The sequence below is a fragment of the Roseateles sp. SL47 genome (assembly GCF_026625885.1).
GTDB lineage: Bacteria > Pseudomonadota > Gammaproteobacteria > Burkholderiales > Burkholderiaceae_C > Roseateles.
Window position 1 is genome coordinate 3,699,660 of the sequence record NZ_CP113068.1, and the last position, 21,798, is coordinate 3,721,457.

At 64.8% G+C, this 21,798-nt stretch carries 13 protein-coding genes, 1 tRNA gene and 1 pseudogene; 8 read left to right on the forward strand and 7 right to left on the reverse strand.

What is annotated here, in order from left to right:
- Positions 1–6 precede the first annotated feature (6 nt).
- The gene (locus OU995_RS16390) at positions 7–918 is read left to right on the forward strand and encodes a sialate O-acetylesterase (RefSeq protein ID WP_267831081.1); all 912 of its coding nucleotides are present in this window, start codon (positions 7–9) and stop codon (positions 916–918) included.
- Here OU995_RS16390 and OU995_RS16395 read toward each other — a convergent pair.
- The gene (locus OU995_RS16395; RefSeq protein WP_267836282.1) at positions 902–2,815 is read right to left on the reverse strand and encodes an acid phosphatase; all 1,914 of its coding nucleotides are present in this window, start codon (positions 2,813–2,815) and stop codon (positions 902–904) included. The two genes, OU995_RS16390 and OU995_RS16395, sit on opposite strands and share 17 nt — an antisense overlap.
- A 329-nt stretch (positions 2,816–3,144) precedes the next feature.
- Between OU995_RS16395 and OU995_RS16400 the strand changes: the two genes are divergently transcribed.
- The 6 genes from OU995_RS16400 (at position 3,145) to OU995_RS16425 (ending at position 9,489) form a co-directional block, all read left to right on the forward strand.
- Entirely contained in the window at positions 3,145–5,262 is a 2,118-nt protein-coding gene (locus OU995_RS16400) for a type VI secretion system Vgr family protein (RefSeq protein ID WP_267831082.1), read from the forward strand.
- Between the two features lie 12 nt (positions 5,263–5,274).
- Entirely contained in the window at positions 5,275–6,540 is a 1,266-nt protein-coding gene (locus OU995_RS16405; RefSeq protein WP_267831083.1) for a DUF2169 family type VI secretion system accessory protein, read from the forward strand.
- 2 nt (positions 6,541–6,542) lie between these two features.
- Positions 6,543–6,899, forward strand: coding sequence for a DUF4150 domain-containing protein (locus OU995_RS16410; protein ID WP_267831084.1), 357 nt, complete (start codon positions 6,543–6,545; stop codon positions 6,897–6,899).
- 141 nt (positions 6,900–7,040) lie between these two features.
- Entirely contained in the window at positions 7,041–7,967 is a 927-nt protein-coding gene (locus OU995_RS16415; protein ID WP_267831085.1) for a hypothetical protein, read from the forward strand.
- Between the two features lie 23 nt (positions 7,968–7,990).
- Positions 7,991–9,001, forward strand: a complete 1,011-nt coding sequence (locus tag OU995_RS16420) for a hypothetical protein (protein ID WP_267831086.1) — start codon at positions 7,991–7,993, stop codon at positions 8,999–9,001.
- 2 nt (positions 9,002–9,003) lie between these two features.
- A complete protein-coding gene (locus OU995_RS16425) occupies positions 9,004–9,489 on the forward strand; it encodes a hypothetical protein (protein WP_267831087.1) in 486 nt (161 codons plus the stop codon).
- A gap of 214 nt (positions 9,490–9,703) precedes the next feature.
- On the opposite strand, the pseudogene OU995_RS16430 reads toward OU995_RS16425, so the two are convergent.
- A pseudogene (locus OU995_RS16430) lies at positions 9,704–10,356 on the reverse strand (IS5 family transposase); the annotation flags it as partial.
- Here OU995_RS16430 and OU995_RS27490 point away from each other — a divergent pair.
- A complete protein-coding gene (locus OU995_RS27490) occupies positions 10,346–10,591 on the forward strand; it encodes a hypothetical protein (RefSeq protein WP_324288572.1) in 246 nt (81 codons plus the stop codon). The pseudogene OU995_RS16430 and the gene OU995_RS27490 sit on opposite strands and share 11 nt — an antisense overlap.
- A gap of 68 nt (positions 10,592–10,659) precedes the next feature.
- Here the strand turns inward: OU995_RS27490 and OU995_RS16435 are convergent, their stop codons facing one another.
- From OU995_RS16435 to OU995_RS16455, 5 genes are all read right to left on the reverse strand, one after another.
- Positions 10,660–19,461: a GH36-type glycosyl hydrolase domain-containing protein gene (locus tag OU995_RS16435; RefSeq protein ID WP_267831088.1), complete on the reverse strand. Its 8,802-nt coding sequence runs from the start codon at positions 19,459–19,461 to the stop codon at positions 10,660–10,662.
- Entirely contained in the window at positions 19,458–19,667 is a 210-nt protein-coding gene (locus OU995_RS16440; RefSeq protein ID WP_267831089.1) for a hypothetical protein, read from the reverse strand. The genes OU995_RS16435 and OU995_RS16440 overlap by 4 nt, the downstream gene beginning before the upstream one ends.
- Positions 19,668–19,829: 162 nt before the next feature.
- The gene (gene sodC, locus OU995_RS16445; RefSeq protein ID WP_267831090.1) at positions 19,830–20,360 is read right to left on the reverse strand and encodes a superoxide dismutase [Cu-Zn] SodC; all 531 of its coding nucleotides are present in this window, start codon (positions 20,358–20,360) and stop codon (positions 19,830–19,832) included.
- A 176-nt stretch (positions 20,361–20,536) separates the two neighbouring features.
- Positions 20,537–20,627, reverse strand: a tRNA-Ser gene (locus OU995_RS16450).
- A 49-nt stretch (positions 20,628–20,676) separates the two neighbouring features.
- Entirely contained in the window at positions 20,677–21,594 is a 918-nt protein-coding gene (locus tag OU995_RS16455; RefSeq protein WP_267831091.1) for an SPFH domain-containing protein, read from the reverse strand.
- Positions 21,595–21,798: the final 204 nt, after the last annotated feature.

Sequence of the window (21,798 nt, forward strand, 5' to 3'; positions counted from 1 at the left end):
TGCGGGTTGGGGGCGGCCCCCTGGTGGGCGGCGGCCACGGCCGCACTGCTGACGCTGAGCGGTGGCGCGGCCGCATTGAAATTCTGGGCGGATGACCGCCGCACCGATCAATCCCTCGCCGCACGTGTGGCGACGATTCAGGACATTCCGGCGGACAGCCGCAGTTGTGACACCTGGCTGGCCGGTCGCATGCCGCTGGTGCTGGTGGCCATGGGCCAATCCAATGCCGGCAACCATGGGGATCTGCCCGCTCAACCGGCCGGCACCCAGGCCAAGCCGATCCCGGTGCTGCATCAGGGCCGTTGCGTGCTGGCCCAGGACCCTTTGCCGGGGGCGACCGGGCAAGGGGCGAGTGTTTGGTCCGCCCTGCACCAGCGCCTGGGCGGCCAATGGAATGGGCGGCCGATTGTCTGGATGGTGGTGGCGGTGGACGGGACGCGGCTGGACGACTGGACGGACGATCAGAGCCCGTTGCGCCGCTGGTGGGAGCGGCAGATCGATGCCACGGTGGCCACCGGCTGGCCCATTGCCGCTGTGTTGTGGCAGCAGGGGGAGGCCGATGCTCGGCAGGGCACCAGCACCGAGGACTACATGCACGGCCTGCGCCAGCTTCGCGCGCTGACCGAAGCGCATGGCCTGCCGGGCCCCTGGTGGTTGGCCCGGTCCACGTATTGCCCGCCCGTCGCCACGGACCCGATGCGCAAGGCCGTGCGGCAGGCGGTGGAGGACCTGTTGGAGGAGCCCACCAGCGGCTTTCGCGCCGGGCCGGATACCGACGCCTTGCCCCGCACCATGAGAAACGGCTGCCACTTCACCGCCGAAGGCGTCGAAGCAGCAGCCGCGTTGTGGCAACAGGCGCTGGTGGGTCAGCGCCCAGGGCCGTCATCGGCCCCTTCGGGCATCAGCCCTCGATCTTGATGCTCAGCGTCGTGCCGCTGTAGCTGGTCTTGATCTTGGTGAAACCGTCCACCGTGACGGTGCTGTAGCGGCCGGCCAGCGAGGTGCCGCTGGTCAGCACCTGCACCGTGTCGCCCGCCTTGACGCTGAAGCCCTTGGCGAACTTCACGCTCAGCGTGGCACCTTCTTCCACATTCACCGCACCCGCTGCCGCCAGACGGCCGGCGCCGTTGCTGCCCAGCACCACCTGCAGCGTGGAGTTGGCACGCTGGCTGAAGCGGCCGCCCACGGCCACTTGCGCGGCGGAGGCATTGCTGATGAGCGTGCCGCCCGCCATGTAGACGTCTCCCTTGCCCAGGGCCGAGGCGCTGTCGGCGGAGATCACACCGGCCTTGAGCACCAGGCCGCCGCTGAAGGTGTTGGCGCCGCTGAGGTGCAGGGTGCCGCTGCCGTCCTTGGTCAGCATGCCGGCGCCACTGATGTCATTGCGCCAGCTGTCTTCGGCATAGAAGCCGCCCAGCGAGCCATCCATCGTCACGGACACATCGCCATTGAAGGCGCCATAACCATCGGCTGCGGCCACGTAGTTCAGACGGCCCCAGCCTTCCGCATCGTCCATCACCAGCCAGCCGGAGGGCATGGCGGTGGTCTTCAGTACCACGCGGCGCTGATCGGCGCTGAGGTAGGGCAGGCGGGTTTCCAGCAGCACTTCGGCGCCCTTCGGCACCGTGGCGACCTTGGTCTTGTCGCCGTTCTGCGGCAGGCTGAACGTCATGCGGCGCAGGGCATTGGTGCGCAGCGAGGTCCAGTCGTTGAAGCGGTCATCGGTGGTACTGGCCGAATGGGCATAGGTCAGCAGGGCCGACGACGAGGTAACTCCAGCAGCCGACTGCATCGCCGATTGGGCCTGCTGATAAGCCGTGGCCTTGATGGCGGTGTCCGAACCGTTGGCAATCGAGGCGGCGGCGGACGCCATGCCCAGGATGCGGCCTCCGATCACGTCCATCGGCGAATGCATGCCGGCCAGGATGCGGTTCTCGCCCAGTTCCAGGGCGCGGGCCATCATCTCCTGATAACGCTGCGGCACCAGATAGGCCATGGCCATGGCCTTGCGCACGGCTTCGGCGGTGTGGCCGCTGATGTAGCCGCCGTCGGTGGCGGGTGTGCTGCTCTTGGCGGGCACCAGTTGTGGCACCACGATGACATTGCTGCTCCAGCGCCAGGGGCGGGCGTACTTGTAGAAGCGCTTGGCCGGCTCGGTGGAGGCGTTGTCGCCCACGTTGTTGATGAAGTCCACCGCCAGGCCCAGGGTCTTGTTGCCGGAGGCGGTGCTCACGCCCACATCGGCCCCGGTGTCGTTGTAGAGCACCGTGGTGGCATCGGCCGGCATGCTGGTGATGGTGGTGGTCTGGCCGGCGGCAGTGCGCCAGGCGCTGGTCAGCGGGCCCATGCCGTCGCTGATGCTGTAGCCCTTGCCACGGCGGTCATCCAGATAGGCGGCCAGCGCCTGCGCATCGGTGCGGGCGGCGGTGGCGGTGACCACGTATTGGATGTTGGCACTGTGAACGGTGGTGTCCAGCACCGTGCCGTCGGTGGCATCACCGGGGATGCCGCTCCAGGTGGAGGCCACCACGGCCGGGAAGCTGCCGTTGGCGGCGGCGGTGACGCCGGCATCCACGATCAGGGTGCTGGGCTTCCAGACCTTCAGGAAACCGGACACCACCCGCACGCCGGCATTGGTCTCCAGCGTGGCGTAACGGGCATCACCGCGCTGATTGGTGGCGGCGTTGTCGACAAAGGGAGGCACCGTGGTGGTGTCCTGCACGGCGGCGGTGTCGGTGGTGCCCAGGCCGGCCGGCATCGCGGGCAGGGTGGCAACGGCACCGTCATCACCATCGTCGCTGCCGCAGCCGGCCATCAGGAAGCTGGTCAGCAGGGCCAGCGCCACCGGGCGCAGCGGGAAATGATGCAGGGGGGAGCTGGAGGACGCGAAGGCGGCGGGGGAGGTCGGAGCGCGCATGGAGGGGACCGGGAAACCGGGGAGTGGGTTGCAAAAACCGCCGGACTCTAGGTGTCAAAAATGTCGCGATCGTGAAAAAGTCTTACAAGATCAAGGCATCCTGCCGGGGCAGTCAGGGTCGGAATTGAGCCAGGAGGGTCAAGTCATGTCCCAAAAAGTGACTTTGGACAATTCCCGGTGACGGGCCCGTCCCCCTAATCTCAGGGCTGGACGATTAGGCCCAGCCCATGCCCGCACCAACACCTTTTCGACTCAAGACTGCACTGCCCGACGACACCCTGCGTGTACACACCTGCACGGTGCGTGAAGCGTTGAGTGAGCTGGGTGACACCACGCTCACGCTGTTGAGCGACCGCAAGGACATCCAGGCCGCTGAACTGCTTGGCAAGCAGGCATCGCTGACGGTGGCGCTGCGCGATGACGCGCCTCGCCATGTCAGCGGTTACGTTTCACGGTTCGCCCGCAGCGGCTTTGAAGGCAAGTACAGCGTCTATCAGATGACGCTCAAGCCCTGGCCCTGGCTGATGACGCGCACCGCCGATTGCCGGATCTTCCAGGAAATGACGGTGCCGGACATCGTCAAGCAGGTGTTTGACGACCACCCGGTGGCGCGCTTCGAGTTCAATTTGATGCGCCCCTACCGCACCTGGAACTACTGCGTACAGTACCGGGAGACGGATTTCAATTTCATTGCCCGGCTGCTGGAACATGAGGGTATCTACTGGTACATCCAGCACGATGAATCCGGCCACAAGATGGTGGTGTGCGACTCCGCCAGTGCTCACGACGCCGTCGCCACGTGTGCCACGCTGCCGTTTTACGGGGGCAGTGGGCAAGTGCCGCCGCAGTTGGAGTATGTGTCGCAATGGGCCAATGTGCAGTGCGTGCAGCCGGGCAAGGTGGTCATTACCGATTACGACTTCCAGCGCCCGTCCAGTTCGCTGGAGACCAGCCAGGCGCGCAAGCGGGACTATGACTTGTCCGACGGGGAGATCTTCGATTACCCGGGCGGTTACATCCAGAACGGCGACGGTGCGCAGTATGTGGAAGACCGGCTGGACGAGTTGCAGAGTTCGTACGACCTCTACGACGGTGTGACCAACGCACAGGGCGTTCATACCGGGCATTTGCTGTCGCTGAGCCGGCATCCGACGGACGACCAGAACATCCAGTATCTGGTCACGTCGACGTCGCTGCACCTGCGCCAGGCGGTGAGTGAGGCGGGGTCTGGCTCGACTGATTTGAGCTGCAGCTTCAATTGCATTCCTGCGGCGCAGCAGTACCGGCCGACACGGCGCACGCCCAAGCCGGTGGTGCCGGGGCCGCAGACGGCGATTGTCACCGGACCGGCAGGCGAGGAAATTCACACCGACAAATTTGGCCGGGTGAAAGTGCAATTTCATTGGGACCGGCGCGGTCAGCGCAATGAGCAGAGCTCGTGCTGGGTGAGCGTGGCGCATCCGTGGGCGGGGTCCAACTTTGGTGGCGTTCACATTCCGCGGATTGGGCAGGAAGTGATCGTCGGATTCCTCGAAGGGGATCCGGACGCACCCATCATCATCGGACGGACCTACAACGGCGAGAACCTGCCGCCCTGGGACCTGCCGGCCAATGCGACGCAAAGCGGTTTCCTGACGCGCTCCACCAAGGGCGGCGGGTATGGCAATGCCAATGCCATCCGGTTCGAGGACAAGAAGGGCGACGAGCAGGTCTGGATCCACGCGGAGAAGAACCAGGACATCGAGGTCGAGAACGACGAGACACATTGGGTCGGGCGGGATCGGACCAAGACCATTGATCGGCATGAGACGACGCTGGTGAAGGGGAACCGGACGGAGACGGTGAACCTGGATGAAACGATCACGGTGCATCAGAACCGCACGGAGCGGGTGGATCTGGATGAGAAGGTCTCGATCGGGCTGAACCGGACGGAAGACGTCGGGGTGAATGAGACGATCTCGATCGGTTCGAATCGGTCGGTCACCATCGGCGGGATGAAGACCGAGACCATTGCGCTGGCGAAGGCGGAGACGATTGGGCTGGGGAAGGCGTTGACGATTGGTGCGGCGTATCAGACCTCGGTGGGGGGGCTGATGAATACGACGGTGGGGGCCTTCCAAACGGAGCAAGTGGGGCTCTACAAGCACACTACCGTGGGTCAGAACTACAGCGTCAAGGTGGGGGACTCGTTCCAGCTACAAGCGACAAACAAGATTCACCTGGTTGTCGGCAGCGCAAGCCTGACCATGTCGAGCGACGGCAAGGTGACGATCAGAGGGACCGAGTTTCTATTCGACTCCTCGGGGCCGGTTCAGATCAACGGCAAAGATATTGATCTGAACTGAGTGTGCCTTCCCATGCAATTCAAGAATCAAACACCGTTTGACGCTTTGGCGTTTGAGGGCGTTGACACGCATGACCGCGAGTATCACGTCGTCGTACTGTCAGCAAGCTACACGCTCCAACGCGTTGACGGGGTGGATGATTGGACGGCGGTACCAGACGACGGACGCACCGGACTGCCTGCCCTGCCGTTGACGCTTGCTGACGAACATTGGGGGGATCCCGTCACCACCAGTCTGAAGCGTGAGAGCGATTTGGTCCCTTACAAGCCCAGATGTGACGTCAGATGGGTGGGGGTTGCGTATGTAGGCGCGCCGCTGCCTCAGTTCCATGCGCGAATGGCCATCCGACAAGGGGACGACGTCAAACTTGACAAAACATTGCTGATCACGGGGCCCCGAGAGTTCATACGCGTTGGCGGACGGGAAGCCGCCGAGGCCAATGGCGATATGCCGAACTATCGACTCGGTCCACCAGAGCCTACATCGGCAGTTCCACTGCGCTATGAATACGCCTTCGGCGGGAACTGCCTTTTGAAAGCGTCTGGTAACGCCGAGCCCATCGTGAATGAGGTCTGCTACCGAAATCCAATCGGACGAGGGTGGTGGGCAAGGGAATACGTCGAAGCGCTTCTACGGACCGATGCCCGGTGGCCGGAACGTATGCCCGCTCCTCAAATATGGATGGGATCTCCGATCTCCGAGTGGACAGTCACCGCGCAATCTGGAAGTAAAAGCCCAGTGGAGATGGCCCAGATGCCCTATCCAACGATACCTGCTGGGTTCGGCCCGCTCGGCAAAGCTTGGGCGCCACGTCTGGCCTTGGCTGGGACTTATGACGCTGAATGGTTGGAGAACCGCCATCCCGATCTGCCGCGTGATTTCGACTTTGGTTTCTGGAATGGCGCGCCTGCCGACATGCAGATTGACTTCCCTGACGTGACGGGCGCGGGGGTGCTTATGGCGGTGCAAGGTTTGATACCGACAGGCGATTTATTGCGATGGCAAGTGCCCCCTCATCGCGCCTACGTACTTATGCGCCTTGATGACGGCTTGGTTCTACCCAATCCGATGCAGATTGATTTGATCGAGGTGGACAACAGTGACCCGTCCAACCCTCCGCGTTTGCGCATCGTTTGGCGTACCGCACTGCTCAAGGCTGCATCGCCGAGAGTGTTGGAAGCACGGTTTGAAACGGATCCAGGGCAACCGCTTTTGAAGCTGAGACCGTCGGCGCAATACCAGCGCCCAAGTTTGCCTTCGATCTCTTCCAGGAGCTGAGAATGGCTAAGAACCTTGTTGCCCGACAGCAGGTCGGATGGAAGGTGATCTGCACGCGTCCCGACGTTTGCAAAACGCCCATGGGGTCCAGCACGCCACCGGTCCCTTACCCCGTTTACTCGGAACTGATGTCATCGGCGGACGTCGCCAAATCCGTCCGGAGCAATGGCCATCCGCTGGTGATCCTGGACGATAGCTATACCGCCTCGACGATCGGCGATGCAGCGGGAGCCGCCAAAGGTGTTAGTAGCAGCACGGTGGCAGGGAAGTGCTACCCGGCCAAAGCGAGCGGTACGGTCAGGGCACAAAAGCATTGGCTGGTGCGTCATGGCGACGAATTCGAAATGAACGCTCCTTAATGTATGGCTGCTAGAAAGTCTGGCAATACCAAGGGTCGGGCGCAAGGCCCGGTCTCATCGAGTGGCAAGCGGGCGGAGGAGTCCAACGCTCCAGCGGCGCCTGAGGCGCCCGCCGAAATCTCCGGCGTTGACGGCCTGCAGATGGTGCTCGACCTTGCGGGAATGATTCCAGGTGCCGGCGCGGTGCCCGACTTGCTGAACGCTGCCATCAGCCTGATGCGGGGAGACTTCGTTGGGGCTTTATTCAGCGCCGGTTCGGCGGTGCCGGTGATTGGTGACGCTGCGGGTGCAGCGAAGATTGTCAAGAACGGCGAAAAGTACATGCAGGCCGTCGCGGCGGTCGAGAAGAAGGTGCTGCCGCACCTTCCTGCCCCAATGCGTAAGAAGGTGGAGGCCTATCTTGCGAAAGTTCGCAGCAAGCTGGATGACGTGCTTAGAAAGGACAAGCCGGAGAAGCCCGCCGACCGGAAAGCCAAAAGCAAGGATGATGATGGCGTCAGAAGCCAGGGGCAGAGCAAAGGACGATGCACGCTTCGGACTTACCACGAAGGTTGCCCAAGTGGACAGACTCCTCACCACGTCGTGCCTGACCACTGCTTCAGAATGCCAGAAAGTCAGGGGGGGCACGCCTATCCGGGCACCGAAAAAATCACGCATGCCAACGGGCTATGCATCTGCGTCGGAGGCCCGACAAAGAGCACTGGTGAGAATGGCACCAGCGTGAAGCGGGGAGCATTTAAGGGCAAAGACAAGGTCGCAAAGTGGTTTGGTGCATTGGCTGAACATGGCAAAATCCACGCTCTAATGGACGCGCAAGAGGCTGCGCTCGGAGCGGCCAACAACCCGCAGCGAACTGCGACGCTTGATCAACTGGAAGATGCAGGCGCGCGTTCTGCCGGGATCGTCACCGGGTGCGATCCAAAGGATCTGAAACGGCAATTGAGAGAACACCATCAGAAGAATGGCTTGCCACCGGATACACGGTTGCGAGCCGATCCATTTGGGAAGAATCCACCGCCCGCTACCTTGCAAATGGGCTCCCAGACAAGGGGCAGGACCGGTCGTTAAATTGCTTAGGGGAATGTTTCGATATGCCAAAAAACACCGCTTCAGTTTATTTTTTGGACGCGGTCTGTGTAGACCCGGACTGGCTCTACATCGCGACTCAGCTAGAAGATCTGGATCCCGAAGAGACATCGCATTCAAGGATGAGCGTCCTCGATCTGACTCAGCCATCGCAATGGGCGTGTCATGACTATGATGACAACATCGTGTCTGTGCACGCATATCGAATGGCAAAGGAAGAGCTGCCAGATGGAAGTCGATATGCTGCATTGGGAAAGCATGGAACCGTTCACTTCAACGAACGCAACGAGCCGACATTCGAGGAAGTGATTCCCGGCGCAGGAATGACCGACGGGAACTTTGGCGGCTTGATGTCGCATCTCCGCCTGATCGACGGACACCTGTGGGCCTGCGGTCAACACGGCCAGGTATATCGTCGGTTCGGCCGCGACGATTGGCGCCGTGCCGACGAGGGTATTCGTGTTCTCCTCAATCCATTCAACGAGGCTCAGGACATTGAGGGAATGTTGGAAAAGATGACCTCCGCCCCAATGCTGAGTTGTATTGACGGTTTCGCCAACGATGATGTCTACGTGGTAGGTCTCGGAGGTTTTATGGCGCATTTCGACGGAGCAGCTTGGACTCGGATCAATCTGCCTGTTGACGAGCATCTGGAGTGGGTGCGTTGCTATGGTCCCGACGACGTATGGGTCTGCGGCTTCAATGGAACGCTTCTTCGGGGTAATGCCCGCAAGGGCTTCAAGAGCCTCAGCGGGTTGGATGACCATCAAACGTTTGTATGCCTCACGAAGTTCAATGAGTCGGTCTATCTCTGCGCGGAAGAAGGACTGTTCCAGTGGAACGGAAAATCGATTGCGGCGGTGCGGACTGGCCTCAAGCCAGAGTTGCAGGATGCTTGGCGGGTTGACCATGTGGACGGAGTTCTCTGGAGTGTTGGGGTGACAGACATCGCACGCTTCGACGGAAAGGCTTGGCAGCGGATTGACCATCCAGATAACAAGCCCATTGGCGGGTAATCGTGCCATCGCCTCTTGCCGTTGATTCCGTACGCGCTCTTGTCGGATGGCGTGCCACAGAAGAGCGCTGGCAAGCTTTTTGGGATCATTGGTCCGGGGCCAAAATTCGGTCCGAGCATTGGCTAAGACGCGATCTTGCTTCGTTCAATTTAAGCTGGTTTGGTGGCGAGCTGGAGCTTGAACTGGCTTACGAGGGGGGCACCTTGACCGTGGATGAAACCTGGGCCCTGCGTAGCATGCGATTGAATGCAAATTGGGGACAACCGCTGCGCCTAAATTGGGGATGGGACATTGATCCATCCGCACTCGATCTGGCTTCATTCGAGCAAAAGTTAGCAGTGACTGGGCGGCGTCACGTTGACGGTGCCTCGTTTTTTTTGAGTCGTTCTGACGGGGTCGAACTGGCGATTCAACTGGATTGGTTCTGCGGCCATTCTGGGCCATTGAAAACCCTCTCGATCGCCGCGCTTGGAACAGCGAAGGGCTGATCGGCTCAACCTGTCTTGGACAACCCCGAAAACTGAGCGATGGCGTCCGGCGAAAATCCCCTGATTTAGGGCTACGCTGAACAAGCCGTTGATTTCGAGGCTGCGTCGTGCAGACGCGTTACCCGCTCGAATTGACGCCGTTTTGCCCTGCCCATGCCGAGTTTTTCGACCCTTTTGAGGCAGCAGGCGCGCTGCGCGCCCACTGCGGACGCATTCATGCCACCAGGCGCTTGCGCGCCAGGTAGATGTTGGCCAAGCCCAGCGCCACGAACGCCCGCGTCGCGTTCTTCGCCAGGCCCTTGTAGCGGACCTTGCTGAAGCCGAACTGGCGCTTCACGACTGCGAACACATGCTCCACCCGCGAGCGGGTCTTGGACTTGATGCTGTTGACGATGCGCTCCAAGTCGGCCGCATGCCCCGTGCCTCGGACCCTCTGATTCGTTCTGTCTTTGGCCTTTGGCGCCTTGGAGGCGATCAACTCCTGCTGGGAGGCGTAGGCGCTGTCGCCGAAGACTTCCAGCTCCTGGCCATGCAGCAGTTCGGGCAGCGGGTGCTTGTCATGAACGTTGGCCGCCGTCACCACCGCGCTATGCGCAAGACCCGTCTCGCTGTCCACGCCGATGTGCAGCTTCATGCCGAAGAAGTACTGCTGCCCTTCTTGGTCTGGTGCATCTCGGGATCGCGCTCGCCCTTGTCGTTCTTGGTCGAGCTCGGTGCCGAGATGATGGTCGCATCCACGATGGTGCCCGTGCCGACCTTCATGCCCTTGCTCTGCAGCACCTCACCAACCTTGGCGAACAGGGCCGCACCCAGCTTGTGCTTGTCGTCCTCGAGCAGGCGGCGGAACTTCAGCAGCGTGGTCCCGTCGCCGCGAGAGACGGAATTCGTCGCCGTCGGCGCCACGCGCCAGGTCTATGCCTACAAGCCCAAGGCCTACAAGGGCCGCGAAGAAGATGGCATTCCCTTCGAGCTGCGCAAGTTCACCGAGGAGGCCAACGAGGAATTCGGCTGTGCCATCTACAAGACCGTGCGAGTGGGGCCGACGGTGTTCGCGTTGGGCAGGCCGTTCCGCGTCTTCGAGCGGGAAGGCCCGCAGGAGTGACGCGAGCATTCGGCCATTCCTTTACCAGCGGATCTGGGTAGCCTGGCTTCATAGCGACGCTCAGCTCTTCACGGCCGCACGGGGACCTCCATCGGCTCGGTGTCCGGCAGCGGCACCCGAGCCACCTGGCTGACGATGACCAATGGCGCATCGCCCTCCAGCAGAGCCAGGTCGATCGGCTCGGTATCGTCCAAACGACGCGCGCCGGGCTCTTGGGTGAGCACCGCACGGGCGGCGGTATCGTGCGCACACACGATCACACGGAACCAGCGGTCCTCATGCTTGAGCCGCACCTCCGCCCAGTCCCAGTGCGCCGGCAGGCAGGCACGCACTCGCAGTCGGCCTTGCTCCACTACCACACCGCAGATGGATTCCAGCGAGGCCCGCAGCAGCCAGCCGGCGGAGCCGCTGTACCAACTCCATCCGCCGCGGCCGACCCAGGGCGCATGGGAATAGATGTCCCCCGCCATCACGTAGGGCTCGATGGCATAGACCGGTCCCAGGCGCGGATCGGCCCATCGATGGGCCGGGCTGAGGCCGGTGTAGACCTGCCACAGGGTCTCGCGCTGGCCCAGCTTGGCCAGGGCCATCAGCGCCCAGACCGCCGCATGGTTGTATTGGCCGCCGTTCTCCCGCACCCCCGGTGCATAGGACTGGATGTAGCCGGCACTCGGCTCGGCCATTGCCAGCGGTGGATGAAGCAGCCGCGCCAGCCGCGCGACCGGATCCAGCAGATGGCGGCAGGTGCTGGCCATGGCCTGGCGGGCATGGGTTTCATCGGCCGCTTCGGTCAGCACCGCCCAGCTCTGCGCGATCAGATCGATCTTGCATTCCGGATTGGCTGCGGACCCGAGGGGCGAGCCGTCGTCGAAGAAGCCGCGCCGGTACCACTGGCCATCCCAGCCCGGGCCGTCCAGCGCCTTCACCCAGCCGTCGCGGGTCGAGGTCCAGCGCTGGGCACGTTCCGTCTCGCCCCGGGCCATGGCCAGCGGCGCAAAGGTCTCGATGACCTGGCAGAGGAACCAACCCATCCACACCGATTCGCCCCGGCCCTCATGGCCGACCCGGTTCATGCCGTCGTTCCAGTCCCCTGTGCCGAACAGCGGCAGCCCGTGGGCACCGCTGGCCAGGCTGCGGTCGATGGCGCGAGCGGCATGCTCATACACCGAGGCCATCGGCCCGTCGGTGCGCGGCGTCTCGTAGATGTCCTCGGCACCTTCGGGGACCTGCTGGCCCACGAGGAAAGGCACCTGATCGTCCATCAGGGACAGGTCCCCCGTCCGGGCCACATAGTGGGCCAGTGCATAGGGCAGCCACAGGCGGTCGTCCGAGAAATGCGTGCGGACGCCGGCACCACCCGGTTCATGCCACCAATGCTGCACGTCGCCCTCCGGGAACTGGCGGGCCGCGCTGCGCCGCAGTTGATCGGCCAGCAGTTGTGGGGCCACATCCGTCAGGGCCATGGCGTCCTGCAACTGGTCTCGATAACCAAACGCACCCCCGGCCTGATAGAAGCCGGCCCGTGCCCACATGCGGCAGACCAGCGTCTGGTAGGGGAGCCAGAAATTGGTCAGCGCATCGAAGCGTGGATCGGGTGTGCGCACCTGACGGCCGCCCAGCAGCTCCGGCCACTGCGCACACTGGCGCTGCAGCCGTTCGGCTGGGTCCACCGCCCAGGCCGCCTCCATCAGTTCATGATTGGCCTGCGGTGAGGCCGCATGGCCCAGCAGCACGGCCACGGCGCCGGTCTGCCCCGGGTCGATCTCCATGCGGGCAGCCAGCGCCGCGCAGGCGTCCAGCCCGCCGCCGCAGCGGCGGCCCAGCGCGCCGGGCACCACCAGACGGCCGGAGGCATCAAAGAACTCGCGGCGGTCGCAGGTCCAGTCCTGGGTGTCCAGCCGCACGCGGGCGGACGGTTCCTGCCCCATGCCGCGATCCGCCGGTTGGCGGGGGCGCAGGCTCAGGGCAGCCGTGGCATGGCCGAACCCACCCAATTCATCGAGCTGGGTGGCACACAGCGACAAGGCCCGTTCCGGCTGCGGTAGACCTGCGCCCAGCGGCCCAACCGTCAGCCAATCGGCGCGGGTGGTCACCGACAGCCGCTCGCTGCGGGCACTGCCCATCTGCCATTCGGCCATGGCCACCAGCCGCAGATGGCGGCGCTGGCGGCCGTGGCTGCGGATCTCCACCTGCAACTGCTTCACCGGGGCGTCGCGGTCCACACACCAGCTCAGCTTGATGTCCAGATCGTCCAACTGCTGGCGAATGCGGCTGTAGCCGATGCCGTGTTCCACCTGCAGCGGGGCGCCCTCCAGCACATGTCGGCCCAGGCACCAGACCCTGGACTGGTCCAGGTCGTGCAGGAGTAGCCATTCACCGGGCGGGTCCAGCAGCGGATCGTTGGACCATGGCGTGATCTGATGCATGCGGCTGTTGCCGGCCCAGGTGTAGCCCGCAGCGATGTCGGTGACCTGGCAGCCAAAGTCCGGATTGGCCAGCACATTCACCCAGGGACGGGACGGATGGCGGCTCGGGGAGACCTCAAAACCAAAGCCCCCGTGGGACGGGTCGAACAAGCCCTCCGGCGCACGCGCGACCTGGGCCGGGTCCGGTCGGCGGGGCAAGGTCTGCGGCACCATCAGGCGCGGGACGCCGTCGGCCGGGTGCATGTCCTCCAGCCAGCGCTCGACCTGCTGCGCCAGGCTGCGGCCATCGGCCTGCAGTCGAATGCGCGTGAGGGTGTTGAGGGTGAAACGCTCGTCGGGGGAGAGGTCGTTTTCCCGCAGCACATGCAGGGCGGAGCGCAGATGCGTCGGGCGGCCGTGATGCTGGCTCTCCAGCCGGGCCTGCAACTGCTGAAGAACCTGCTGCACCGGCGCGAAATAAGACGCCGGCTCTTCGTTCAGCACCACCAGGTCCACCCCCACCGCATGCGCACTCCACATGCGCAAGGCCTTCTTCAGTGCGCGCACCAGGTCCAGGCCTTCCTCGCCGCTGATCTGCACCGCCACCAGCGGGCGGTCACCGGAGATGCCAAAGCGCCAGAGCAGGCGTCGGTCACAGCGGCCCAGCGTTTCGCGCGCATGCAGCGGCTCGCGGGCCGCCTGGCCGGTGATCAGGGTATTGAGCTGCAGCAGCGAGCCCCAGGTGGCGGTGTCGAACTGCAGTTCCCGCAGCCGGATGCCACCCATGGTGTGAGACATGGCGGCGCTGCGCTCCAAATGTGCGGTCTGGCGGTACTTGTCCACCAGGGCGGCCAGTTGGTCCAGGTCGCGCGAGGCGGCGGTGCAGAAGGTCATCCGCAGGGTGGCCCCCGCTGGAATGTCCGCCCGCACGCGGATGCCGGCCACTGGGTCGAGGCCGGTGTCCAGCAGGCGGCCGGGTTCTCCGGCCGAGGTGACATCGGCCTCATCATCGACCACGGTCACTCCGGCATCGCCGGCCGGTCGGGTGGTGCTGCCGTAGCGGCCCAGCCAGCGGCCACGGTCGGCCACGGGCGTCACTTCGCGGATGGTGGCCGTGGGGCCGACCGGCAGGGTGACGCGCGGCGGTTGGCCGGCATGCAGGGTGGGGTCGTTGTCCGGTACCAGGAAGAACACCGCTCGCAGGGCGGCTTCGTTTAACAGGCGCGGCCGGCGGCGCAGATGCAGCGCATGTTCCCGGTCATCCCAGCGCGCCTGGATGAACAGGTTGGAGAAGGCCGGATGGGCCTCGTCGCCGCGTTGCTGGGCCAGTGTGGCTTCGAAGCAGGAGAGTAGCTCGATGCTGAGGGCTTCCTTGCCGGTGTTGCAGAGCTCCACCTGGCGCAGTTCGCAGTCATCTTCCGGGCTGACCCAGACGGTGGTGCAACTGCGCAGGTCCGGCCAACGGGTTTCATACAGCACCCGCTCTGCCTGCATGCGGCAGTGATAGCTGGCGCGCGGGTCGGGGGCGGGGCGGGCGCTGGCGCTGAACCAGTCCGCCTCGCCGCTGCGCCGCAGGAACAGGAACTGGCCATGCTGGTCACGCAGCAGGTCGTCCCGCCAACGGGTGACGGCGGTGCCATCCCAACTGCTGTAGCCGCCACCGTGGCTGCGCAGCACCACCGCATAACGGCCGTTGGTCAGCATGTGCGTCAGCGGCAGGCTGTCGTTCAGCGGCTCGGTCTCACGCACCATGCGGGTCTTGCGCAGCTCGCGTCGGCGCGGCAGCACGTCCAGCGGTGGCAGGGCCAGCGGCGCCACCTCGCGCGGCGCGCGTTCATGCAGCAGCGTGGCCACCGCCTTGATGTGCGGGTCGCTCATCAGCCAGCGGCGCGGCGCTTCATCGGCCAGCACGTTGGTCAGCGCCACAAAGCCCATGGCCTGGTGGTGGGCCATGTAGGTCTGCACCAGGGTGAAGGGCGTGCCGGCGGTCTGGCGCTGTGGTGTGTAGTCGACCGATTCGATGAAGCCGAAACTGCCGCGCGCACCGAGCCGCTCGAAGTCCTGCAGGTTGCGCACCACCGCCGATGGCGCCAACACGCTGGCCATCACGGCGGCATAGGGCGCCAGCACGCGCTCTTCATTGGACAGTCGGGCCAGCGCCAAACTCTGCACGCCTTGTGGGCCGTATTGATAGGCGAGGGTGTGGTCCTGCCCGGCAATGGCCGATTCCGAAATGCCCCACGGCGTGTGGCGGCCCTGTGCTTCCGACTGCTGCTCCGCCACGGCGGTGCGGATGGCGCGGCCCAGCGCACTGGCGGCGGGTTCGCGCAGCACCAGCGAGGGCATGAGGTATTCAAACATCGAGCCGGACCAGGACTTCAGGCCCAGTGAGGCATCACGTGTGTCCCGTGCAAAGAACGGTCGGCCGAGCGAGCGCCAATGCTCGGGGGGCAGGTCACCCTTGGCAATCGCCACCAGGCTGGTCAGGCGGGCTTCGCTGGCCAGCAGATCGTAGTGGTTGTCGTCCAGTTGCTGTGCGTCGGCCCGCCAACCGATGCGCAGCAGGCGGCGCTCGGGGTCGAACAGCGGGCGGTAGTCGGCCTCCAGGGCCAGGCGGCGCGCACGGTCGGCCAACGCGCGCAGTTGCTCCCGGGCCTGGGCCAGGGCGGCGCCCTGGTCCCGCCAGTAGGACTCCAACTGGGCGATCAGGTCGCGCACCAGCCAATGCAGGGGCGTGTCCAGTCCGGTCTGGTGCTCGTCCACTGGCAGCGGCCTGCCATCGGCATCCACACCGCATGGCGACGCTTCCCCCACTTCCGCGCGGGCGGCTTGCAGCCGGGTGCCCAGCAGGGCCTGCTGCTCTTCCACGGAAGCATCCAGCACCTCCAGCGAGGCCAAGGCCTGCACCAGCGCCGTGCTGGCGGGCAACTGCCCGCCCGTGGCCCAAGGGGGTTGATGGATGCGCAGCCGGTGCAGTGTCTGCTTCAAGGCCTGGCGCGTATTGCGGGCGATGGATTCGGGCGGGCTGTCGATCAGCACTTCACAGGCACGCGCCACGGCCAGCAGATGGCCGGAGCAGTTGCCGCTGTCCACGGCGGAGACATACCCGGGCGGCAGCACCGCCAGGGTCTGGGTGTCGTACCAGTTGTAGAAGTGCCCTTGCCAGCGTGGCAGGCGGTCCAGGGTGTCCAGTGTTGCACGCAGACGCTCGGTCGTGCTCACCAGGCCGATGAAGCCCAGTTCCCGTGCACAGGCCACCGTCAGCAGGTAGATGCCGATGTTGGTGGGCGAGGTGCGGTGCGCCACCAGCAGATGAGGCGTGAGCTGCACGTTGTCGGGGGGCAGATGGTGGTCTTCGGCGCCGACATGGCGGTCGTAAAAGCGCCAGGTGTCCCGGGCCAACTGCCACAGATAGTCGCGGCCCTGCGGGTCCAGCATCGGCTGGGGGTCGTGCAGGGCAGGGCGAGGGCGACTGGCCCACCAGATCCACAGCGGCGATAGGCCCCAGATCAGCAGCAGCCAGAAGGCAGCCATGCCATGGACGGGCGCACCCAGCAGTTCGGCGCAGGCCAGCAGCAGGCCGAGCACGATGGCGGTGGCGGGCACCCGCAGATGCTGCACCATCAGGGCGGGCAGTTCATGCCGGGCGGCCGCCTGCGCGGCGGCGGCGGTGGTCCACTCCAGCAGGTGGCGGCGGGTCACCGTCTGGCGCCACAAGGCCCGGCCGATGGCGTCGAGGTAGAGCAGGCCCAGATGCAGCAGCAGGGCCACGTGCCAGGCCGCCAGGGCCACGGCGCGGCCGAGGTCGGCCCCGGTTTCGCGGTAGAAATGGCGCAGCGCCAGGCCGTCGCGGCTGGGCACCAAGCCCGCCAGCGCACCCACCAGGGGGCCGATGCTGAAGGCCGCCGCCACCAGAGTCAGCGTCAGGCCCAGCGGCAGCGCGTCGGTGACCAGCACCGCCAGCAGCAGCCCCAGCGACAATGGCGCCACCAGGGAGCGGCGCAGGTTGTCCAGCAGTTTCCAGCGGTTGATGGCGCCAAGGCGATATCGGCGGGCATTGAAGAGGAAGGGCAGCAGTTGCCAGTCGCCGCGGGTCCAGCGGTGCAGCCGGGCATGGGCCGCATCCGCATGCATGGGGGAGTCTTCCACCACGGTGATGTCGGACACACCCGCGCAGCGGGCCATGCTGCCTTCCAGCAGGTCATGGCTCAGCACCTGGCCTTCCGGCAGCCTGCCCGACAGCACCGCGTGGGCCGCCGCCACATCGATCAGGCCCTTGCCGGTGAAGCTGCCTTCTCCAAACAGGTCCTGGAAGATTTCTGAACTGACCGCGCTGTAGGGGTCAATGCCGAACTGGCCGCCAAACAGGCGGTGGTAGGGTGTGCCCTGGTGATCGTCCGGCATCGGCGCCAGCACCCGTGGCTGCAGGATGGCGTAACCCTCCACGATGCGAAGGCCGTCGGCCGACAGGCGTGGGCGGTTCATCGGATGGGCAGCGGTGCCCACCAGCGCGCGCAGGCGCCCGGGCGGCATGTCGGTGTCGCTGTCCAGGGTGATCAGGTGGCGCACACCGGCGCCCGCCATCGAGATGGGGCCGAGATCCACAAAGGGCGTGGGGCGTTCCGGCGCATGCAGCCATTCGACCAGTTGTTCCAGCTTGCCTCGCTTGCGCTCCCAGCCGATCCACTTGCGCTCGGTCGCGCACCAGGTGCGCGGGCGGTGCAGCAGCAGGAAACGCGGGTGGCCGTCGGCCAGGGTGCCATGGCGGTCGTTCAGGGCCGTCACGGCCTGCACGGCGGCGGCGAGAATCTGTTCATCCGCCTCACGATGTTCCTCGTAGGCATCGGCGAAATCGCCCAGCAGCGCGAACCGGGCCAGCGGTTCGCGGTTGGCCAGATAGTGCTGCTCCAGCTGGGCGCACAAGGGCGCCACTGATGTAGCGGCGGGGAACATCACCGGCATCACCACCAGCGTGCTTTCCGAGGCGGGAATGCCGTCGGAGAGATCCAGGCGCGGCAGCCGCACGGGATGGGCCAGTTCGCTGATCCAGCGGTTGGTCAGGGCCACCACGGCTTCGCTGATCGGTCCGGCGGCCAGTACCGCGATCAGCACCTGCCAGCCCACCGCCAGTTCCGGCCGCATGCGGCCGATCAGCCACAGCAGCACCACGGTGCTCAGCGCCATCAGTCCGCAAAGATACGCGGCGGCGGCCCAGCGTTCACCGCGTGCCGGTTGCACCGGCCAGAAGCCGCGTGTGGGCAGGCCCAGTGCGGCGAGCAACTGCGGCCGGCCTTCGCCGCGCCACCAGTAGATGGGTGCGCTGCGGCGGTCAGCGTCCAGCGGCGCCTGGCCGACGTCAGCCTTGCGGGTCAGGGCGAGCAGCTGCTGCGCCACCTCGAGTTCACTGCGGCCCGATTTGCGGGCCAGTTGTTCGATTTCATGCAGGGTCAGGTCCTGCGTGTCACTGGCCTCCGCCGCATACACCGGCGATTGCGCCAGCGTCTGCATCACCGGGCTCACGGCCAGTACCAGCCGGCGCCAATCGGTCTGGTCGATGCGGCGCAGGGCGGTGATGGCATTGCGGATGCTTTGCAGGTCGCGGATGGATTCGTCCTGCTGCAGCGCAAGGACCTGCGACGGTGTCGGCAGCCGGGTGCTGAGCCAGGCGCGCAGTGCGCCGCCCAGCTCGGACGGCAACTCTTCCAGGCGATGATCCAACTGCAGCCAGAAGGCTTCCAGCACACCGCGTTCGCGCATGCGGGGTTCGAGCTCGGTGACAGCGTCCAGGCCGGTCTTGGCAGGGTTGCCGTCATACCAGTGGTGCACCACGTCGCGGGCCCCCTGCAAGGTGGCAAAACGCTCAGCCAGACGGCGCAGGTTTTCCACCAGCACCACCCGCAAGGTGGTTGGCAGGGCCCACAGCTCCGCCAGCGACAACGGACGCTCTTCCTGATAGGCGCGCAGGTAGCGGGTGAGCAGCTCAATGTCGAAGCCGCCATCGGTGTGGGCCACCCAGGCCCAGGCAATGCCGTAGATGCGCGGCAGCCCCGCCAGCGGTTCATCCCGCAGGCGCGGCAGCAGCCGGAAAAAGCTGCGCGGCAAGCCGCGGCGGACCTGATGGGTCTGCTCGTCGATCAGGGTGGCGTTGTCCAGCAGCCATTTGCCGGCGGCGCCGAGGTGGCGATAGTCCCTCGAACGCTTTTCGATCAGGCGCCGGGCCTGCTGCAGCATCGACAGGTTGTCATCCAGGCGCGGAAAGAACTGGCTGGCGCCGGCCGTGCCCTGGACGGCCTGCGCACGGGCCAGACTGCGGCCATGCTGTTCAAAACGCGCAGCGCCGAACAGCACCGAGCGCACCGGGGGCTCCAGTGCGCCGAGGGCGGGGTCCAGCAGGGCCAGTTCTTCCTTGATCTCCGGTGTTGTGGGCGATGGCGCCCGATCCGACGCCGTCGCCTCCTGGCTCATAGCCAATGCACCAGCACGGCCAGGGTCAGGCTGGCAAGGGCGGCGGTCGTGACGAGCCGCGGCAGGATCATGCCGTGCAGGCGCTCGGCCCATGCGGACAGGCCGAACCAGCGGCTGCGAGCCTTCGCGCACTGCAGCAGGTGACGCTGCAGGGCCATGGCCTGGTCATTGACCGGCATGAAGACGGAGGCGGTTGTGCGGCTCATGATGTGTTCCTTTGTTCAACTTCTGCAACGGGCCGTTTCAATGGCAATTGCCGTGCCCAGTCGAAATCAAAGGAAACGGCTCCCGAAGGAGCTGAGTGGGGATCAGGAGCCCCCTGCGCCTGCCGCACTGGGCACGGCCGATGCTGCGCGGTGGGGTGGGCGTTATTCGATGACGCCGCACGCCACCCGAACCCCGCCACCACCCAGCGGCGCGGGATGGTCGGCGTGGTTGTCGCCGCCCGCATGGACCATCAGTGCATGTTGTTTCACGTCCAGCAGACGCATCAGGCGCGGCGCCAGGACGGGGTTGGTGGCATTGCCTTGCGGATCGACATACAACGCGGGCAGGTCACCCAGATGGCCTTCGCCCCAGGGTTCCCCATGGCGACCGCTTTTGTCCGGATCCATGTGGCCACCCGCGCGGTCGGCCGTGACAGGATTGCCGTCTTTCATGCCGGGGGCGCAGGAGGGATTGGCATGCACATGGAAACCGTGCAGGCCCGGTGGCAGATTGTTCAGCTGCGGATAAAACACCAGGCCATAACGCGTTTCAACAATGCGCACCGTGCCCACCGTCTGGCCGTCGCCTTGCGGCGTGGCCAACTTGAGCGTCACGGTGGTGTCCGCCGCCCAGGCGCCCATCATCGGGCAGAGTGCAAGCAGGGATGTGGCCAGCCAATGGCGTTGCTTCATGCGGATCTCCTTGTGTTCTGCGTGGAGCGCGATGGGGGGGCAGGGTGCGTGCCCGAGCCATCAAGCTTGTGTCGCGAGAATAGGAGTGCGCGATGTCTTCATCAAGAACACAATGAAGGACATCAAAAAGAAAAAACCCCGGAAGACTTTCGTCTACCGGGGTTTGCTCAGGTGTGTGGCGGAGAGAGCGGGATTCGAACCCGCGGTGGGCTATTAACCCACACACGCTTTCCAGGCGTGCGACTTAAACCACTCATCCATCTCTCCGAAGCCCGCCATCATAGCGCAGTTTTTGAGAGTGAAAAGAAAGTTCTCATCACAAATTCTTTTTTCCGTTCTTGAACAGCGCCATCGCCGTGCCGATGAGGCCCGACACCTCGCTCATGTTGCCCGGCACGATCATGGTGTTGTTCTTCTGGGCCAGTTGCGCGAAGGCCTCGACGGCCTTTTCGGCCACCTTCAACTGCACCGCATCTTCACCGCCCGGTTGTTGAATGGCGGCGGCAATTTTTCGGATGGCGTCGGCGCTGGCGTCGGCCACTGCCGTGATGGCGGCGGCTTCACCCTGGGCCTTGTTGATTTCGGCCTGCTTCTCGCCTTCGGAGCGGGCGATGGCAGCTTCCCGCTCACCGGTGGCGATGTTGATCTGCTCCTGGCGGCGGCCTTCGGAGGCGGCGATCAGCGCACGCTTTTCACGCTCGGCCGTGATCTGGGCCTGCATCGAGCGCAGGATTTCGGCGGGCGGGGTCAGGTCCTTGATTTCATAACGCAGCACCTTCACGCCCCAGTTCAGCGCGGCCTCGTCCAGTGCCTGCACCACGGCGCTGTTGATGATGTCCCGCTCTTCGAAGGTACGGTCCAGTTCCATGCGGCCAATGACCGAGCGCAGGGTGGTCTGCGCCAGCTGCGTGATGGCCACGATGTAGTTGCTGGAGCCATAACTGGCGCGCATGGCGTCAGTCACCTGGAAGTACAGAATGCCGTCCACCGTCAGCTGGGTGTTGTCCTTGGTGATGCAGATCTGGCTGGGGACATCCAGCGGAATTTCTTTCAGCGAATGCTTGTAGGCCAGCCGGTCCACAAACGGCACCAGGATGTTGAGGCCGGGCGTGAGCGTGGCGTGGTAGCGCCCCAGGCGTTCCACCACCCAGGCGTTCTGCTGGGGGACGACCTTGACCGAGCGGATGATGAAGACCACCACCACAATCAGCAGAACCAGTGCAACGATTTCCATGAAACTCAAACTCCTCTAAAAAGTAGAGAGACCACAGGCACAACACACAACACACAAGATCAAGATGCCAGGACCCAGCGCACGTGTTCACCGATGCCTGTGAGGCTGCGGGCTCGCGCGAGGCTGGCGCTGTAGCGCTGCAGGCCTGACCATGAGCCGGCGATGGCAGCCCCGCGACACACCGGTGGGCGCATGTCGCCCGCT

Bases quoted from the DNA above. Each gene is read 5' to 3' on its own strand.
- OU995_RS16440 (WP_267831089.1), bottom strand. From the start codon at position 19,667: ATGAGCCGCACAACCGCCTCCGTCTTCATGCCGGTCAATGACCAGGCC.
- sodC (WP_267831090.1), bottom strand. From the start codon at position 20,360: ATGAAGCAACGCCATTGGCTGGCCACATCCCTGCTTGCACTCTGCCCG.
- OU995_RS16435 (WP_267831088.1), bottom strand. From the start codon at position 19,461: ATGAGCCAGGAGGCGACGGCGTCGGATCGGGCGCCATCGCCCACAACA.
- OU995_RS16415 (WP_267831085.1), top strand. From the start codon at position 7,041: ATGGTGCTCGACCTTGCGGGAATGATTCCAGGTGCCGGCGCGGTGCCC.
- OU995_RS16455 (WP_267831091.1), bottom strand. From the start codon at position 21,594: ATGGAAATCGTTGCACTGGTTCTGCTGATTGTGGTGGTGGTCTTCATC.
- OU995_RS16420 (WP_267831086.1), top strand. From the start codon at position 7,991: ATGCCAAAAAACACCGCTTCAGTTTATTTTTTGGACGCGGTCTGTGTA.
- OU995_RS16395 (WP_267836282.1), bottom strand. From the start codon at position 2,815: ATGGCCGGCTGCGGCAGCGACGATGGTGATGACGGTGCCGTTGCCACC.
- OU995_RS16405 (WP_267831083.1), top strand. From the start codon at position 5,275: ATGCAATTCAAGAATCAAACACCGTTTGACGCTTTGGCGTTTGAGGGC.
- OU995_RS16400 (WP_267831082.1), top strand. From the start codon at position 3,145: ATGCCCGCACCAACACCTTTTCGACTCAAGACTGCACTGCCCGACGAC.
- OU995_RS16410 (WP_267831084.1), top strand. From the start codon at position 6,543: ATGGCTAAGAACCTTGTTGCCCGACAGCAGGTCGGATGGAAGGTGATC.